The following is a 17,045-nucleotide window of genomic DNA, read 5'->3' as shown; positions in this document are numbered from 1 at the left end:
GCCCGGCCCGTCGCCGTACCGTCGCCACGGCCGCCGCGTCCAGCAGGGCCGACGGCGCCCGCGGACCGGGCGCGACACCCGCCGGTGTGCGCCGGTCCGTGCCCAGCAGGGCCGTGGTCACCAGGTCCTCCCAGTCGGGGAGGGGCGCGGCCACGGCGACGGGCGTCCTGCTCATGAGCTTCCTTTCCGGCGGGCGTCCCGCAACGGCCGAAGACTCGGGTGCACCGGGTGTCCGGTGAGGCCCGAAAGATTCCCGGGTCCGGCCGGGGCCGCGGGGATGGCGGTGCTCAGCACAGCGCCACCGCCTCCCCCGGCCCCTGCGGCCATGCCGCCAAAGGGGTGAATCCCTGGTGGCCGCACTCACCGAAGACCCTGACCGGGGCGCCGCCCGACAGGGCGACCAGGCGCCACAGACCGGGGCGGGCGCACGCGGCCGGGGTGAGCGGCAGGGCCGCGTCCTCGTCGGCGTCGGCCAGCTGCCAGCCGTCACCGTCCGGGGCCGGTGTCACCCGCCCCAGCGTCACCGGCACCGCGTCCAGCCAGGGGTCGTCGCGCAGCGCCTCGCCGTAGCGGGCGACCGCCCGGCCCGTCGTCGTGCCCGGCGGGCGCGCCTCCGTCGGCGCGGGCGGCGCGAACCGGTCCCCCAGGGCCACCCGCACCTGTGCCGCCCCCGGGTACGCGGACACCTCCGCGTCCAGGGCCAGCCCGACCGGCAGCGCGAGCTCCGGGGCCCGGCCCGCCGCACCGTAGGACAGCAGCAGCGCCGTACGCCCCGAGCCGGTGCCGTACAGCCAGATGCGGCGGGTGATCAGGCGGCTGTCCGCCGTGTCGTACTGGGCGAGGACCAGCCAGCGGTCCCGCACCGGCGGGCCGTCCGCCCGCGCGGGCAGGCCGATCCGGGAACGGACCGTCGCGGCGAGTGGCCGCGGCAGCCGCTCCCGGCGCAGCCAGCCCCGGGCCAGGAGGTGGAGCAGCGCGCACTCCTCCAGCACCCGCACCGGCCGCCCCGGCCCGGTGTCCGGGAGCGCCCCCAGCTCCCGCACCCGGGTGGCCAGCCCCTGCGCCTGGGCGTCCACCATGCGGGCCGCGGTCTCCTCCCACAGGCCGTACCCGGACTGCGCCGCCGACGCCAGGCCGCCGCGGAGCAGATCCGCGAGCCGCTGCTCCAGCTCCACCGCGCCCGCGGTGACCCGCTCCGCCCGGCGCTCCGCCCGGCGCCGCGCAGCCTCCGGATCCGCCGGCGCCGGCGGGGAACCCGCCGCGCCCCCGGCCCGCTCGTTCGCCGCTTGCTCGCGCCTGTGCCGGCCCGCGATCCACCGCTCGGCCCACTCCGGTGCCTCCGCCCGCGGCACCGTCTCCTCCCCGCCCGCCCAGAGCAGCAGCAGACCGAGTGCGTGCTCGCAGGGGAACGAACGGCTCGGACAACTGCACGAGTAGGCGGGCGCGCCGGCGTCCGCGACGTCGACGACCGTCCGGTACGGCGTGCTCCCGCCGCCCCCGCACAGCCCCCACACCGCCCCCTCGCCGGAACTGCCGGCCGCCGACCACGGCCCGGCCGCGGCCAGTTCGCTCCCCGCTGTGCGTGACGCGGCGTCAGGCGCCAGTGCCAGCACCTGCTCCGTGGTCCAGCGCACCCCCTGCTGAGTCATGCCACCGACCCTAGGACCCGGCACTGACAATCCTCCCGGAGTGCCTGTCCGCGCAGGTCAGGGCGATTGTCAGTGCAGTGGTGCACGGTTGGTGGCAGATCCGAACCGGCCGAGCTGGAGGGGGACTGAAGCCATGACTGTGTCCGCTGGACCGACGCCCGTCGACCCGATGCGCGGCGGCTCCGCGTCCGCGAACACGACGGCGGCCACGGGGCAGGCGCTGCGGCCGCACGCGGAGGACGCCTTCGCCGCCGAACTCGCCGCACTGGCGGCGCTGGACGACCGTCCGCGCCCCGCCCGCTGGCGGCTGTCGCCGTGGGCCGTCGCGACCTACCTGCTCGGCGGCACCCTGGCGGACGGCACGGTGATCACCCCCAAGTACGTCGGTCCCCGCCGGATCGTGGAGGTCGCGGTGACCACCCTCGCCACCGACCGCGCCCTTCTGCTGCTCGGGGTGCCGGGCACAGCGAAGACCTGGGTCTCCGAGCACCTGGCCGCTGCGGTCAGCGGCGACTCGACGCTGCTGGTGCAGGGCACCGCCGGCACACCCGAAGAGGCCATCCGCTACGGCTGGAACTACGCACGGCTGCTCGCCCACGGTCCCAGCCGGGACGCCCTCGTGGCCAGCCCGGTGATGCGGGCGATGGCGGAGGGCATGACGGCGCGCGTCGAGGAGCTGACCCGCATCCCTGCCGACGTCCAGGACTCGCTGATCACGATCCTGTCGGAGAAGACGTTGCCGATACCGGAGCTGGGCCAGGAGGTGCAGGCGGTCCGCGGCTTCAACCTGATCGCCACGGCCAACGACCGCGACCGCGGGGTCAACGACCTGTCCAGCGCCCTGCGCCGCAGGTTCAACACCGTGGTGCTGCCACTTCCGGAGACCCCCGAGGCGGAGGTCGGCATCGTCGCGCGCCGGGTCGAGCAGATCGGCCGCTCCCTCGACCTGCCGGCCGTGCCCGACGGCATCGACGAGATCCGACGGGTCGTCACCGTGTTCCGTGAACTGCGCGACGGGGTCACGGCCGACGGACGGACCAGGCTCAAGTCGCCCAGCGGCACGCTGTCGACCGCCGAGGCGATCTCCGTCGTCACCGGCGGGCTGGCGCTGGCCGCCCACTTCGGCGACGGCGTGCTGCGGGCCGGGGACGTCGCCGCGGGCCTGCTCGGCGCGGTCGTCCGTGACCCGGCCGCGGACCGTGTCGTCTGGCAGGAGTACCTGGAGACCGTCGTCCGCGAGCGCGACGGCTGGAAGGACCTCTACCGGGCCTGCCGGGAGGCCGGTGCGTGAGCGGGGTGAACGGGGAGGAGGCGCCGGGCCCGCTGCTGCTCGGGGTGCGGCACCACGGGCCGGGGTCGGCGCGTGCGGTGCGGGCCGTGCTGGAGGACGCCCGGCCGGACGTCGTACTGGTCGAGGGGCCGCCGGAGGCGGACGCGCTGATTCCGCTCGCCGGCGAGGAGGACATGCGGCCGCCGGTCGCGCTGCTCGCCCACGCCGTCGACGAGCCCGGCCGCTCCGCCTTCTGGCCGCTGGCCGAGTTCTCTCCCGAGTGGGTCGCCATCCGCTGGGCGCTGGAGCACGGGGTCCCGGCCCGCTTCATCGACCTGCCGGCCACGCACACGCTGGCCTGGCAGGGGGAGGACGGGCGCGACGGGGGAGGCGGTGACGGGACCGATCCCGCGACCGGCTCGGCGGAGGGCGACCGCGGCCCGGGTGCCGCGGCCCCGGGCGCGCCGGACGAGCGGTCCGGCGCGGCACCGGGTGAGGGTGCCCGGCCGGCGGGCGATGTGCGGGTCGATCCGCTGAGGGTGCTGGCCGAGGCCGCCGGGTACGACGACGCCGAGCGGTGGTGGGAGGACGTCGTCGAGCACCGGGGTGTCGGGAAGGGGGACCCGGTCGCGCCGTTCACGGCGCTCGAGGAAGCCATGACCGCGCTGCGGGAGGAGCACGGCAGCGGGGAGCATGAACGGGACCTGGTGCGCGAGGCCCACATGCGGCTGCGGATCCGCGCGGCGCGCCGGGAGTTCGGGGAGGGCGTGGCCGTGGTGTGCGGGGCCTGGCACGTGCCGGCGCTGCGGCGGAGGGCCACCGTCGCCGCGGACCGGGCCCTGCTGAAGGGGCTGCCCAGGGTGAGGACCGACATGACCTGGGTGCCCTGGACCAACCGCAGGCTGTCCCGGGCGAGCGGCTACGGCGCGGGCATCGACTCCCCGGGCTGGTACGGGCATCTGTTCGGCGCCCGGGACCGGCCGGTGGAACGGTGGCTGACCAAGGTGGCGGGGCTGCTGCGGGCCGAGGACAGGATCGTGTCGTCCGCGCACGTGATCGAGGCCGTGCGGCTGGCGGAGACCCTCGCGGCGATGCGCGGACGTCCGCTTCCCGGGCTGGGCGAGACGACCGACGCGGTGCGGGCGGTGATGTGCGAGGGCTCCGACGTGCCGCTGACGCTGGTGCACGACCGGCTGGTCGTCGGCGACGCGCTGGGGGAGGTACCGGCCACGGCGCCCGCCGTGCCGTTGCAGCGCGACCTCGCGCGGATCCAGCGCCGGCTGCGGCTCAGACCGGAGGCGGCCGAGCGGGAGCTGGACCTCGACCTGCGCGGGGAGACCGACGCCGAGCGCAGCCGGCTGCTGCACCGGCTGCGGCTGCTCGGCGTCGGATGGGGCGAGCCGGCCGTGTCGCGCGGTAGCACGGGGACCTTCCGGGAGACCTGGCGGCTGCGCTGGGAGCCGGAGCTGTCGGTGCGGGTCGCCGAGGCCGGGGTGTGGGGGACGACCGTGCTCGCCGCCGCGACCGCCAGGGCGGAGGCGGACGCCGTCGCCGCGCGGGGCCTCGCCGAGGTCACCGGGCTCGCCGAGCACTGCCTGCTGGCCGGGCTGTCCGAGGCGCTGCCCTCGGTGATGCGCGTCCTCGCCGACCGCGCGGCCCTCGACACGGACGTCGGCCACCTCGCCCAGGCACTGCCCGCCCTGGTCCGCTCGCTGCGCTACGGCGACGTGCGCGGAACGGACACCGGTGCCCTGGCCGGGGTCGCCGCCGGCCTCGCCGAGCGGGTCTTCGTCGGAGTGCCCCCGGCCTGCACCGCTCTCGACGCCGATGCCGCCGAGGAGATGCGGGGCCACATCGACGCGGTGCACGGCGCGGTGGGACTCCTGGGCGACGCCCCCGCACCGGGCCACGCGAGGCTGCGGGCCCGCTGGCAGTCGGTGCTGCGGACGCTGTCCGCCCGGGACACCGTGCCCGGCGTCCTGCGGGGCCGGTCCGTGCGGCTGCTGCTGGACGACGGGGAGCTGGCGCGGGACGAGGCGGCGCGGCTCATGGGGCTCGTGCTGTCACCGGGCACGTCCCCGGCGGACGCGGCCGCCTGGATCGAGGGGTTCGTCGGCCAGGGCTCCGGCGGCGGGCTGCTCCTGGTCCACGACGAGCGGCTGTTCGGGCTGGTCGACGCCTGGCTGACGGGCGTACCGGCGGAGGCGTTCACGGACGTGCTGCCGCTGCTGCGGCGGACGTTCTCGGCCTACGAGCCGGGGGTGCGGCGCACCCTCGGCGAGCTGGCCCGGCGCGGGCCGGGGACGCGGGGAAGCACGGCGGTGGCCCCCGGTCAGCCCGGCTTCGCGCCCGGTCTCGACACCGCGCGCGCCGACGCCGTGCTGCCGGTCGTGCGGCTGCTGCTGGGACCGGACGGAGAGGACGAGGGAGCGGGCGCAGGGGCGGGGGTCACGGGATGAAGGACACGCGATCACACGGGGAGGCGCGCATGACCACCGGGACGACGGACCCGGCGCGGGAGCGGCTGCGCCGATGGCGGCTCGTGCTCGGCGGTGACGCGGCCGACGGGACGGGCCACGCGCTGTCCGGGCGGGACGCCGCGATGGACGGGGCGCTCGCCGCGCTCTACGGCAAGAGGGACGGACCGCGACCGGGACGGGACCGTTCGGCGGGGCTCGGGGCGTCGGCACCGTCGGTGGCCCGCTGGCTCGGGGACATCCGGACCTACTTCCCCTCCCCGGTCGTCCAGGTCATGCAGCACGACGCCATCGACCGGCTCGGCCTCGCCACCCTCCTGATGGAACCGGAGATGCTGGAGGCGGTCGAGGCCGACGTCCACCTCGTCGGCACCCTGCTGTCGCTGAACGAGGCGATGCCGGAAACGACGAAGCAGACGGCGCGGGCCGTCGTGCGCAAGGTCGTCGAGGACCTGGAGAAGCGGCTCGCCACCCGCACCCGGGCCACCCTCACCGGCGCACTCGACCGCAGCGCCCGCGTCAGCCGGCCGCGCCACCACGACATCGACTGGAACCGCACGATCGCCGCCAACCTCAAGCACTATCTCCCCCAGTACCGGACGGTCGTGCCCGAGCGGCTCATCGGCTACGGGCACGCCGCGCAGTCGGTGAAGAAGGAGGTGGTCCTCTGCATCGACCAGTCCGGGTCGATGGCGGCGTCCGTCGTCCACGCGTCGGTGTTCGGGGCGGTGCTCGCGTCCATGCGGTCGATCAGCACACGGCTCGTCGTGTTCGACACGGCGGTCGTCGACCTCACCGACCGGCTCGACGACCCCGTCGACGTGCTCTTCGGCACCCGGCTCGGCGGCGGCACGGACATCAACCGGGCGCTCGCCCACTGCCAGTCGCGGATCACGCGCCCGGCGGAGACGGTGGTGGTGCTGATCAGCGACCTCTACGAAGGGGGGATACGCGACGAGATGCTCAGGCGGGTGGCGGCGATGAAGGCGTCGGGGGTGCAGTTCGTGACACTGCTCGCGCTGTCCGACGAGGGTGCGCCGGCCTACGACAGGGAGCATGCGGCGGCGCTCGCGGCCCTGGGCACGCCGGCGTTCGCCTGCACGCCCGATCTGTTCCCCGAGGTGATGGCGGCGGCGATCGAGAAGCGGCCGCTGCCGGTACCCGACGCGCGGTGACGGGGACGGATTCCGGCCGGGGGATCCGGACATGACGGGCCATCGGTAGGAGAGGGCTTGCGCAGCCTCAGGAGTCGCGTGCGAGGATCGACGCTGTTCGATTTCGATGTGGAGGCGTACAGCGTCCTCACGCGCCCCGCCGTCCGGGAGGAATCCCGTCGTGACCTGGTCCCCCGTCGTGCCCGGAACCGCTCAGCGCGTGCTGCGCGCGACGGCCGCGCGGCGTGCGGTCCGGCTGGTGCTGCTGGTGGGCGCGGTGTTCGTGCTCGGTGTGCTGTGCGGGGAGCGGGCGCAGGCGGCGGACGGCGCGCCGGTGCGGGCGGGCTCCGCCGAGGCGCCGGTGCCGACCGGCCTCCACACCCCGTCCGAAGCGAACGCTCGCCGGTCGCTCGCCGACACCCTCACCGCGCCGCGCCCGGATGCGGCCGGCCCGGTCCGTCCGCTGACCGAGGCCGTGGTCCGGTCCGTGGGGGAGCGGGTCGTGCGGCCGGTCGGGGAGCTGGTGGGCACGGTGACCGAAGGGCTGGACGAGGCGTCCGGGGCCCTGCCCGCCCCGGAGCGGGCCGCGCCGCTGCCGGACATCCCGGTGGTGCCCGAGGCCCCGGCACCGACCCTTCCGGAGCCGACCATCCCCGGCCCGGACCAGCCGTCCTTCCTGTCACTCGACGCGCCCGGCGCGCCCACCGTGCGCACCCCCGCTGCCCCGGAAGCCCCACCGGCCGCGGAGGCCCCTGACACCCCGGGCACCTCCGACACCCCACGCACCTCCGGCACCCCGGACACACCGGCCCCCGGCGCGGCCCCCGCCCTCCACGGCCCGCGGCTCACCGGCGTCGGCGGCGGCGAGTACGGCCGCCCCGGGGACGAGCGCGGACGAGGTGCCCTCGCCCGTGAGGACCTACCCGCCGGGCCGGTCCTCGCCCCGTACGCACCCGCCGGAGACCGGCCGCACGGCGCCACGGGCACCGGCCCGGCGGCGGACCACTGCACACCGCGGCACGGTGACGCCTGCGCCGTCCCCGCGTTCCACCGACCCGCGCCCCGGCTCGTGCCCGGCCCCACCGTGCCCGGCGAGACGGCCGGGACACGGGACCTGTGCCGGGACGTCCCGGTCTCACCCGCCTAGGAGGGGGCTTCGGTGCCCTCCTGGAGCGGCTCCCCGCCTCCCGGCGGACACATCCGCGCGGGGACCTGAGCGGGCGGGCCGGGGCGGATCATCCCACCCGCACCGGCGGAATCCGGTGCGGACCGCCCTCCACCACGTCCCGTTGGGCGCACCCGCCTCCCACCCGTTTCTGACTCCCGGGTAACAAAGGACTCCGCGGGGGCATCACACCCCGGGCAGCCGAAAGCCGTCGGCTCGTCCGGCCGCACCCTCGCGGAGGGGCGGCCGGCCCTCATTGGGGTGAGGGCCGGTCCACCCCGCAACCCCGGACCACGGGGCGTCCACCGCCCCTCCGGGGTGCGCGCAAGGGCCTCACCGGGTCAACCCCAGCCCGGTGAGGCCTCTCACTCCAGGCACGCCGTGCCAAGGAACACGGCATCATGTGACAGGTATCACCGCTCACGTGTGACCCGTGATTTAGAGAGGTCACCCATGCGGCGATAACCTGCGAGACGGACATGCCGCGCGCTCGGACACCGTGTGCGCCTCCCTTGTGACACAGCGGACGTCACGTTGCCCTTCGCGGCACGCCCACGCATCCAACGAACCGCGAGATCACTGATAGGGACGGAAGCGCGTGGACCTGTTCGAGTACCAGGCGAGGGACCTCTTCGCCAAGCACGATGTACCGGTGCTGGCCGGTGAAGTCATCGACACGCCTGAGGCGGCCCGCGCAGCCACTGAGCGTCTCGGTGGCAAGTCCGTCGTCAAGGCCCAGGTGAAGGTCGGTGGCCGCGGCAAGGCCGGCGGCGTCAAGCTCGCCGCGACCCCGGACGAGGCCGTCGCCCGCGCGACGGACATCCTCGGCATGGACATCAAGGGCCACACGGTCCACAAGGTGATGATCGCCGAGACGGCCCCGGAGATCCTGGAGGAGTACTACGTCTCCTTCCTCCTCGACCGTGCCAACCGCACCTTCCTCTCCATCGCGTCCGTCGAGGGCGGCATGGAGATCGAGGAGGTGGCCGCCACCCGTCCGGAGGCCGTCGCCAAGACCCCGATCGACGCCAACGAGGGTGTGACCCCCGCCAAGGCCCGCGAGATCGTCGAGGCCGCGAACTTCCCGGCCGAGGTCGCCGACAAGGTCGCCGACATCCTGGTCACCCTGTGGAAGACCTTCGTCGCCGAGGACGCGCTCCTCGTCGAGGTCAACCCGCTGGCCAAGGTCGCCTCCGGTGACGTCATCGCCCTCGACGGCAAGGTGACCCTGGACGAGAACGCCGAGTTCCGTCACCCCGACCACGAGGCCCTCCAGGACAAGGCCGCGGCCAACCCGCTCGAGGCCGCCGCCAAGGAGAAGAACCTCAACTACGTCAAGCTCGACGGCGAGGTCGGCATCATCGGCAACGGCGCGGGTCTCGTCATGAGCACCCTGGACGTCGTCGCCTACGCCGGTGAGGCGCACGGCGGCGTCAAGCCCGCCAACTTCCTCGACATCGGTGGCGGTGCCTCCGCCGCCGTCATGGCGAACGGCCTGGAGATCATCCTCGGCGACCCGGACGTCAAGTCCGTCTTCGTCAACGTCTTCGGCGGCATCACCGCCTGCGACGAGGTCGCCAACGGCATCGTGCAGGCGCTGCAGCTGCTCGCGGACCGGGGCGAGGAAGTCACCAAGCCCCTCGTCGTCCGTCTCGACGGCAACAACGCCGAACTGGGTCGCAAGATCCTCTCCGACGCCAACCACCCGCTGGTGCAGCGCGTGGACACCATGGACGGCGCGGCCGACAAGGCCGCCGAGCTCGCGGCTGCGAAGTAAGGAAGAGGGACTCAGACAGCCATGGCTATCTTCCTCAACAAGGACTCCAAGGTCATCGTCCAGGGCATGACCGGTGCCACGGGCATGAAGCACACCAAGCTCATGCTGGCCGACGGCACGAACATCGTCGGTGGCGTGAACCCCCGCAAGGCCGGCACGTCCGTCGACATCGACGGCAACGAGATCCCGGTCTTCGGCACGGTCGCCGAGGCGATGGAGAAGACGGGCGCCAACGTGTCCGTCCTCTTCGTGCCGCCGGCCTTCGCCAAGGCCGCCGTCGTCGAGGCCATCGACGCCGAGATCCCGCTCGCGGTCGTCATCACCGAGGGCATCGCGGTGCACGACTCCGCCGCCTTCTACGCGTACGCCGTGGAGAAGGGCAACAAGACCCGGATCATCGGCCCCAACTGCCCGGGCCTGATCAGCCCCGGCCAGTCGAACGCCGGCATCATCCCGGGCGACATCACCAAGCCGGGCCGCATCGGCCTGGTCTCGAAGTCCGGCACGCTGACGTACCAGATGATGTACGAGCTGCGTGACATCGGCTTCTCGTCCGCCGTGGGCATCGGCGGCGACCCGGTCATCGGCACCACGCACATCGACGCGCTCGCCGCGTTCGAGGCCGACCCCGACACCGACCTGATCGTGATGATCGGCGAGATCGGCGGCGACGCCGAGGAGCGGGCCGCGGCCTACATCAAGGAGAACGTGAAGAAGCCGGTCGTCGGCTACGTCGCGGGCTTCACCGCGCCCGAGGGCAAGACCATGGGCCACGCCGGCGCCATCGTCTCCGGTTCCTCCGGCACGGCCGCCGCGAAGAAGGAGGCCCTCGAGGCCGCCGGCGTCAAGGTCGGCAAGACGCCGACCGAGACGGCGAAGCTGGCGCGCGCGATCCTCGCCGGCTGAGCCGGCGCGCAGAGCACGGCACGGGTGGGCCCGTTCCCCGCGGTGGGGGACGGGCCCACCGTCGTCGCCGCGCGGGGTCACCGCGCCTGCGGCAGCAGCCGTTCCGGTCCCCCCGGCAGTTCCTCCCGCAGACGGGCGCGCAGCTCCCGCTCGTCCTCCGACAGGGGGCCGGGCGCCACCCGCGGCGGGACGCCCCGCACCGTCTCGCCCGGTGGGACCGGCGGCTCGTAGCGGGTGGGTGCCGTGTGCAGGGTGAGGCCGGTGGTGCCGATCAGGGCGACCGTGAGGGCGATGGCCGCACGGGTCCACAAACGCGCCCGGCGCTCGCTGCCGCCGCGCACCGCGGGCGGCTCGGCCGCCCGCAGCCGTCCGGTGGACGCCAGCTCGGCAAGCCGCTGGTGCAGCTCCCGCGGGTCCGACAGGTCCGGCAGCCGGGCGGCGACGGTCTCCCGCGCGTGCATCAGCCGCCCGGCCGCCGCCCGGGTGCTGGCCTCCGTCTCCGCGGCCGTCTCCGGCAGGTCGAGGCCGACCCCGTCGTACAGCAGGAGCGTGCGCCGGTACGGCGGCGGCAGACGCAGCAGCGTCTCCAGGAGCGCGCGGTCGTCCTCGTCCGGGGGCGGTGGTTCGGGCTGCCGGTGGCGGCGGCGGAACCGGTGCCACGGGGACAGCGCCCACTCGTGCGCCGCCGCGCGCACCCAGCCGGCCGGGTCCGGGTCGCGGGCCACCTCGGGCCAGCGGTCCCAGGCGAGCTGGAAGGCGCGCTCCACGGACTCGCGGGCGAGGTCGCGGCGTCCGCCGAGCAGGTACGCCTGCCGGACGAGCGCCGGGGCGCAGAACGAGTAGAGGGCGTCGAAGGCCTGAGCGGGTGTCAGTCCGGAGCGCTCCTGCGGGGCCGGCGGGGGCGCCTGCGCGAACGCGGAGGGCTCCGGCGCGACCGCCCCGGGGTCGCCGCCCGGCCCGTTCACACACACCGTCACCACCGCGGCGTCCTCCTCCTGCTGACGGCTGGGTACGGACACCCCGGCGGCCGCTCCTCCGGGCTTGGCCAGACCGTTGAGCACCCTCGCGTACGCCTCCCGCTCCCGGCCGCGCGGCCTGCTGCGACCGGACTCCCACGCACGCACGGTCCCGGGCCGTACGCCGACCCGTTCGGCGAGCTGAGCCCGGGTCAGCGACCGTGCCTCGCGCAGGCGTCGGCGTTCCCCGGGCGGAGGGAGTGGGGTGGCAGGGCTCCGCGTCACTGGGCGCCCCTTCGTACGAAAAAGTACATAAACGTATATTGAGCGACACAGCCGGGCTTCGCCCGTTACACCGGGAAAGCGCGTGTCGTTGGGACCATGGCGGTGTGATCCAGATGACCGCTCGCCGTTCGACGCCGGCCGCCCTGCTCACCCGGATGCGCGACCGCTCGCCCGGGCTGGCCTCCGGCCTCCTCGGCGGCGCCCTCGCGGCCGGACTCGGGCTCGCGGCGTTCACCGTGCTCGTGGTGCTGCTGTGGATCAGCTCGCCCTACCCCGACAGCGGACCCGGCGGCGCCCTGCGCATCGCGGCCGCGCTGTGGCTGCTGGCGCACGGCACCGAACTGGTCCGCACCGACACCCTCTCCGGCGCCCCCGCCCCCATGGGCGTCCTCCCGTTGCTCCTCCTCGTGCTGCCGGTCTGGCTGCTGCACCGCGCGGGCCGCGACGCGGCCGACGCGGACGCGGGCGGGCGGGCCCCGCTGGTCCCCGGCCGGACGGCGCTGGCGGGCGTCGTCCTCGGCTACCTCGCCGTCGGCGCGCCCACCGCGCTGCACGCCGCCGGCGGCGGGCTGCGGCCCGCGTGGGGGTGGACGGGGGTGTGCGTGCCGCTGGTCGCCGTGCTGGCCGCGGGGACGGGCGTGTGGTCGGCGTACGGCCGTCCGAGCGGACCTCTGGAGCGGGCGCTGGGCCGGGTGCTGCCCAGGGGGTTGCGCCATCTGGTGCTCGGGCCGGACGGCCGGCCCGGGGTCGCGGCGCGGGCCGCGGCGGCCGGGGCGACAGTGCTGGTGGGCGGCGGGGGGCTGCTCCTCGCGGTGTCACTGGGGTGGCACGGCGGACAGACCCGGACGGCGTTCCTGCGGCTGACCGAGGGCTGGTCGGGCTGGGTGGCCGTGCTGCTGCTCTGCGTCACGCTGGTGCCGAACGCCGCGGTGTGGGCGGCGGCCTATGCCCTCGGCCCCGGCTTCCTGCTGGGCGACGGCAGTCCGGTCACTCCGCTCGTCTCCGCGCCGGCCCCGCCGCTGCCGCCGTTCCCGCTGCTCGCGGCGGTACCGGACACGGGAGCGGGAACGCCGGTGCACTGGGCGGCCGGGGTGGTGCCGGTGGCTGCCGGGCTGGTGGCGGGGTGGTACGTGGGCCGGGGCGCCACGATCAGCGGCCGGGCGCCGGCCCCCGTCTGGAGGCCCGGCCGGACCGCGGGCGCGGCCGTGCTGGCGGCCGTGCTGTGCGCGGTCCTGCTGTCGGTGCTCGCCGCGCTCGCGGGCGGTCCGCTGGGAGTGGCGGCGCTCGCCCGGTTCGGCCCGGTGTGGTGGCAGGTGGGGGCCGCGACCCTGGTATGGCTCGGGCTGACGGCGGTCGTGACGTCGCTGGCGGTACGGGCCTGGCGTGCCCGCCCGCTCGCCGGCGCCCCGGCGGCACGGATCCCGGCACCCGGCAGCCCCGGCCGTCCGGGCGGCCGGCGGTTCCGCCCCTTCCGCTTCGGCGCGGGCGGCGACCGGGGGGCAACCGCCGCCGGACGCCCGCGACGGCGCCCGGCGCCCGGGAACCCGGACGACGACCCGGACGAGCCGTACCTGTTCCTCGACCACGACGCCTTCGACGTCGCCCGCGACGGGGCTCCGCACCGCAACCCGGCCCCGTCCGCGGACCCCGGGCCGGCGGCGACGGCGCCCGGGATGCCCACCCGGCCCGGCGCCGACGAGCCGTACCCGCCCCCCGACGGCGACGGCGACGATGTGGACCACGCCCGTGATCGCGCCGCTGACGAGCGCAGATGACCGTCCGGCATCACGTCGGAGGAGGACCGGCGGTGCCGCGGATCCCTGATGAGCGGGATCTGGTGCGTCCCCTCTGCGAGGCGGAGGGGACGTCGACCGGGGGAGTGGGCAACCGGCGACGACGACGCCGGGGGCACCCCTTCCGGGGGAAGGCGTGCCCGGCCCCGCGTCTTCGGGATGATCCGCCGGACAGGCCCTGGACCGGCCCGGTCCGGGTGCTAGCCCTCGTCCAGCAGGCCGCGGAGCTCCTTCGGCAGCAGGTCGCCGCAGCCCTGGCGCGCCTCCTGGGTGAGGGCGTCGCTGGTGCAGGTGTAGTAGTCGCTGTACACGAGCTGGGCCGCGAAGGACGCGGCGACCAGCGCGAGCGCCAGCGACCCCGTGACCAGTCCGCTCACCGCGGCCGTGGTCTGTGGGCGGCCCTTCTGCTCGGGCGCCGGGGAGTCCGGGTCCTGCGCCCGGGGCTTGGCGCGCACAGCGCTGATGCCCCAGTACAGGGCGAGCGCACCCAGCAGCAGTGCCACGTACGGCCAGCTGAACAGGGCGAAGAAGAAGGCCCACATGCCCGACAGCAGGGCGTACCGCGCCCTGCGCTGGGCCGGGTCCGTGGGGTCCCAGCGCGGCCCGGAGCTCTGAGGGCCGCCGCCCTGCCCCTCGGGGCCGCGCGGGCGCTCGCCGAAGCCGCCGGAGGAGCGGCCGGGCTGGCGGTCGCTCCAGTTCCGGCCCCAGGGAGAGCGGCCGCCCTCCCCACCCGAGGGGTGCCTCGGCTGCCACGGCCGGTCGGGAGTCCCCTCCGGCGGCGGTGCGAACGGGTTGTCGTCCTGGGAGCCCTGCGTGCCCCCGGCGCCCTCGGAGCCGCGGCGCCGGTCCTCGCCGCCGCCCCCGTCCTGGGGCGCGTCGGGCGGGGTGGAGGGGCGCTCCCGCAGCAGCACGGCGCCACGCTCCCCTCCCTGGGCCGACTGCTGGGGGAACGTGAGGAGTCGCAGGCTGCGGTACGGCGTCAAGTGAGCGTCTTCCCCTTAATGAAGCACGGCGTGGTCCGGCGCAACCGCCTCGCACGACGTATCGACTACGACTGAGCTGTGAGCTGGTGCGTTCCCGTCAGCTCCCCAGGCCCGGGTCCGTCATCCTGTGAACGCTCGGTGCGCGGGCGGCGTTCCCGCGCGCCCCCAGCGTTCCCGGACCGGCTTCCCGGGACCGGCTCGTCCCAGACGCTACCTTCCGGCCACGCCCCCGTCCCCCGGGGGCCGCCCGGTGTGCCGGTATCGTTGCTGACGGTCGGCCGCTTCGTAGGCTTCCCCGTATCCGGGGCCATGAAGCATTCGTAGGAATGTACAAGCGCTGTGCCGCCGACCGTACAGACGCTCCCGAGAAAGGGCCCCACCGTGGCCGCCAAGCCCGTGGCCGAGCGCGCCAGGCGTCTCGTCGTGCTGGTCTCCGGATCCGGCACCAATCTGCAGGCGCTCCTCGACGAGATCGCCGCCACCGGCGCCGAGGCGTACGGCGCCGAGATCGTGGCCGTCGGCGCCGACCGCGAGGGCATCGAGGGGCTGGCCCGTGCCGAGCGCGCCGGGCTGCCGACCTTCGTGTGCAGGGTCAAGGACCACCCGACCCGCGAGGCGTGGGACGCGGCGCTCGCCGAGGCCGTCGCCGCCCACGAGCCCGACCTCGTGGTGTCCGCCGGGTTCATGAAGATCGTGGGGAAGGAGTTCCTCGCGCGCTTCGGCGGGCGGTTCGTCAACACCCACCCCGCCCTGCTGCCCAGTTTCCCCGGGGCCCACGGCGTACGGGACGCGCTCGCGTACGGCGCCAAGGTCACCGGCTGCACCGTCCACTTCGTCGACGACGGCGTCGACACCGGGCCGATCATCGCGCAGGGCGTGGTGGAGGTCCGGGACGAGGACGACGAGAGCGCTCTGCACGAGCGCATCAAGGAAGTCGAGCGAAGGCTGCTCGTCGAGGTCGTGGGGCGGCTCGCCCGCAACGGCTATCGCATTGAGGGACGAAAGGTAGTTATCCAGTGACCGCCGAGAGCAACAAGCGGGCCATCCGACGGGCGCTCGTCAGTGTCTACGACAAGACCGGCCTCGAGGACCTCGCGCGCGGCCTGCACGAGGCCGGCGTGGAGCTCGTCTCCACCGGGTCCACCGCCGCGAGGATCGCCGCCGCGGGCGTCCCCGTCACCAAGGTCGAGGAGCTCACCGGCTTCCCCGAGTGCCTGGACGGCCGCGTCAAGACCCTGCACCCGAAGGTCCACGCCGGCATCCTCGCCGACCTGCGCCTGGAGGACCACCGGCGGCAGCTGGGCGAGCTGGGTGTGGAGCCGTTCGACCTCGTCGTGGTCAACCTCTACCCGTTCCGCGAGACCGTCGCCTCCGGCGCCACGCCCGACGAGTGCGTGGAGCAGATCGACATCGGCGGCCCCTCCATGGTGCGCGCCGCCGCCAAGAACCACCCGTCCGTCGCGGTCGTCACCAGCCCGGCGCGGTACGCCGACGTCCTCGCGGCCGTCCGCGACGGCGGCTTCGACCTGGCCACCCGCAAGCGCCTCGCCGCGGAGGCCTTCCAGCACACGGCCGCCTACGACGTGGCGGTCGCCTCCTGGTTCGCCTCGTCCTACGCGCCGGTGGACGCCGCGGCCGACAGCGGCTCCGCCGCGGGGCAGTTCCCGGACTTCCTCGGTGCCACCTGGGAGCGCAAGAACACCCTCCGCTACGGCGAGAACCCGCACCAGCCGGCCGCCCTGTACGTGTCGGGGACGGGCGGCCTCGCCGAGGCCGAGCAGCTGCACGGCAAGGAGATGTCGTACAACAACTACACCGACACGGACGCCGCCCTGCGTGCCGCGTACGACCACGACGCCCCGGCCGTCGCGATCATCAAGCACGCCAACCCGTGCGGCATCGCGGTCGGCGCGGACGTCGCCGAGGCGCACCGCAAGGCGCACGCCTGTGACCCGCTGTCGGCGTTCGGCGGTGTGATCGCGGTCAACCGTCCGGTGACCAGGGAGATGGCCGAGCAGGTCGCGGAGATCTTCACCGAGGTGATCGTCGCGCCGGACTACGAGGAGGGGGCCCTCGACGCCCTCACCAAGAAGAAGAACATCCGTGTCCTGCGCGCTCCGGAGGCCCCGTCCGCCCCGGTCGAGGTGAAGCCGATCGACGGCGGCGCGCTCCTCCAGGTCACCGACCGCCTCCAGGCCGAGGGCGACGACCCGGCCACCTGGACGCTGGCCACCGGCCAGGCCCTCTCCGAGGCGGAACTCGCGGACCTCGCCTTCGCGTGGAAGGCCTGCCGCGCGGTGAAGTCCAACGCCATCCTGCTCGCCAAGGACGGCGCCTCCGTCGGCGTCGGCATGGGCCAGGTCAACCGCGTCGACTCCGCGAAGCTGGCGGTGGAGCGGGCCGGCGCCGAGCGCGCGCGGGGGTCGTACGCCGCATCCGACGCGTTCTTCCCGTTCCCCGACGGCCTGGAGATCCTCACCGCGGCCGGGGTGAAGGCCGTGGTCCAGCCCGGCGGCTCGGTCCGCGACGAACAGGTCGTCGAGGCCGCGAAGAAGGCGGGCGTGACGATGTACTTCACGGGCACGCGCCACTTCTTCCACTGACGGCCGAAGGCCGAAGGCCGACGTCAC

13 protein-coding genes are annotated in these 17,045 nt (G+C 75.1%); 9 read left to right on the top strand and 4 right to left on the bottom strand.

Annotation, left to right across the window (positions count from 1 at the left end; genetic code table 11):
• Both BU52_RS37275 and BU52_RS13225 read right to left on the bottom strand, forming a co-directional pair.
• A partial coding sequence (locus BU52_RS37275) for a DUF5691 domain-containing protein (protein ID WP_456154825.1) occupies positions 1-175 on the bottom strand: 175 nt, incomplete at its 3' end.
• Positions 176-287: 112 nt separating this feature from the next.
• Positions 288-1,649, bottom strand: coding sequence for an SWIM zinc finger family protein (locus BU52_RS13225; protein WP_037932981.1), 1,362 nt, complete (start codon positions 1,647-1,649; stop codon positions 288-290).
• Positions 1,650-1,782: 133 nt separating this feature from the next.
• On the opposite strand from BU52_RS13225, the gene BU52_RS13220 reads away from it, so the two are divergent.
• The 6 genes from BU52_RS13220 to sucD all read left to right on the top strand — a co-directional run bounded on the left by BU52_RS13220 (position 1,783) and on the right by sucD (position 10,398).
• Positions 1,783-2,940: an ATP-binding protein gene (locus BU52_RS13220; RefSeq protein ID WP_037932978.1), complete on the top strand. Its 1,158-nt coding sequence runs from the start codon at positions 1,783-1,785 to the stop codon at positions 2,938-2,940.
• 5 nt (positions 2,941-2,945) lie between these two features.
• On the top strand, positions 2,946-5,378 hold the full coding sequence (locus BU52_RS13215) for a DUF5682 family protein (protein ID WP_037933046.1): 2,433 nt from the start codon (positions 2,946-2,948) through the stop codon (positions 5,376-5,378).
• Positions 5,379-5,407: 29 nt separating this feature from the next.
• Positions 5,408-6,571 carry a vWA domain-containing protein gene (locus tag BU52_RS13210; protein ID WP_037932976.1) on the top strand — a complete coding sequence of 388 codons (1,164 nt, stop codon included), beginning with the start codon at positions 5,408-5,410 and terminating at the stop codon, positions 6,569-6,571.
• 160 nt (positions 6,572-6,731) lie between these two features.
• Positions 6,732-7,697 (top strand): hypothetical protein, encoded by a 966-nt coding sequence (locus BU52_RS13205; RefSeq protein WP_037932973.1) that lies wholly within the window; start codon positions 6,732-6,734, stop codon positions 7,695-7,697.
• Positions 7,698-8,313: 616 nt separating this feature from the next.
• The gene (sucC, locus tag BU52_RS13200) at positions 8,314-9,492 is read left to right on the top strand and encodes an ADP-forming succinate--CoA ligase subunit beta (protein ID WP_037932970.1); all 1,179 of its coding nucleotides are present in this window, start codon (positions 8,314-8,316) and stop codon (positions 9,490-9,492) included.
• Positions 9,493-9,513: 21 nt separating this feature from the next.
• On the top strand, positions 9,514-10,398 hold the full coding sequence (gene sucD, locus BU52_RS13195) for a succinate--CoA ligase subunit alpha (protein ID WP_037932967.1): 885 nt from the start codon (positions 9,514-9,516) through the stop codon (positions 10,396-10,398).
• A gap of 77 nt (positions 10,399-10,475) precedes the next feature.
• Here sucD and BU52_RS13190 read toward each other — a convergent pair whose 3' ends face one another.
• A complete protein-coding gene (locus BU52_RS13190) occupies positions 10,476-11,639 on the bottom strand; it encodes a helix-turn-helix domain-containing protein (RefSeq protein WP_037932964.1) in 1,164 nt (387 codons plus the stop codon).
• Between the two features lie 113 nt (positions 11,640-11,752).
• Here BU52_RS13190 and BU52_RS13185 point away from each other — a divergent pair, with 113 nt between their 5' ends.
• Entirely contained in the window at positions 11,753-13,414 is a 1,662-nt protein-coding gene (locus tag BU52_RS13185; RefSeq protein WP_235216325.1) for a cell division protein PerM, read from the top strand.
• A 218-nt stretch (positions 13,415-13,632) separates the two neighbouring features.
• Here BU52_RS13185 and BU52_RS13180 read toward each other — a convergent pair whose 3' ends face one another.
• Positions 13,633-14,415 (bottom strand): hypothetical protein, encoded by a 783-nt coding sequence (locus BU52_RS13180; protein ID WP_037932961.1) that lies wholly within the window; start codon positions 14,413-14,415, stop codon positions 13,633-13,635.
• Between the two features lie 381 nt (positions 14,416-14,796).
• On the opposite strand from BU52_RS13180, the gene purN reads away from it, so the two are divergent.
• A complete protein-coding gene (purN, locus tag BU52_RS13175) occupies positions 14,797-15,435 on the top strand; it encodes a phosphoribosylglycinamide formyltransferase (protein WP_037933039.1) in 639 nt (212 codons plus the stop codon).
• Positions 15,432-17,018, top strand: a complete 1,587-nt coding sequence (purH, locus tag BU52_RS13170; RefSeq protein WP_037932958.1) for a bifunctional phosphoribosylaminoimidazolecarboxamide formyltransferase/IMP cyclohydrolase — start codon at positions 15,432-15,434, stop codon at positions 17,016-17,018. Before purN ends, purH begins: the two co-directional genes overlap by 4 nt.
• Positions 17,019-17,045 lie beyond the last annotated feature (27 nt).

The organism is Streptomyces toyocaensis (assembly GCF_000725125.1).
Lineage (GTDB): Bacteria > Actinomycetota > Actinomycetes > Streptomycetales > Streptomycetaceae > Streptomyces > Streptomyces toyocaensis.
The sequence above is the reverse complement of the archived record's forward strand: the minus strand, read 5'-3'. Positions and strand labels throughout refer to the sequence as shown.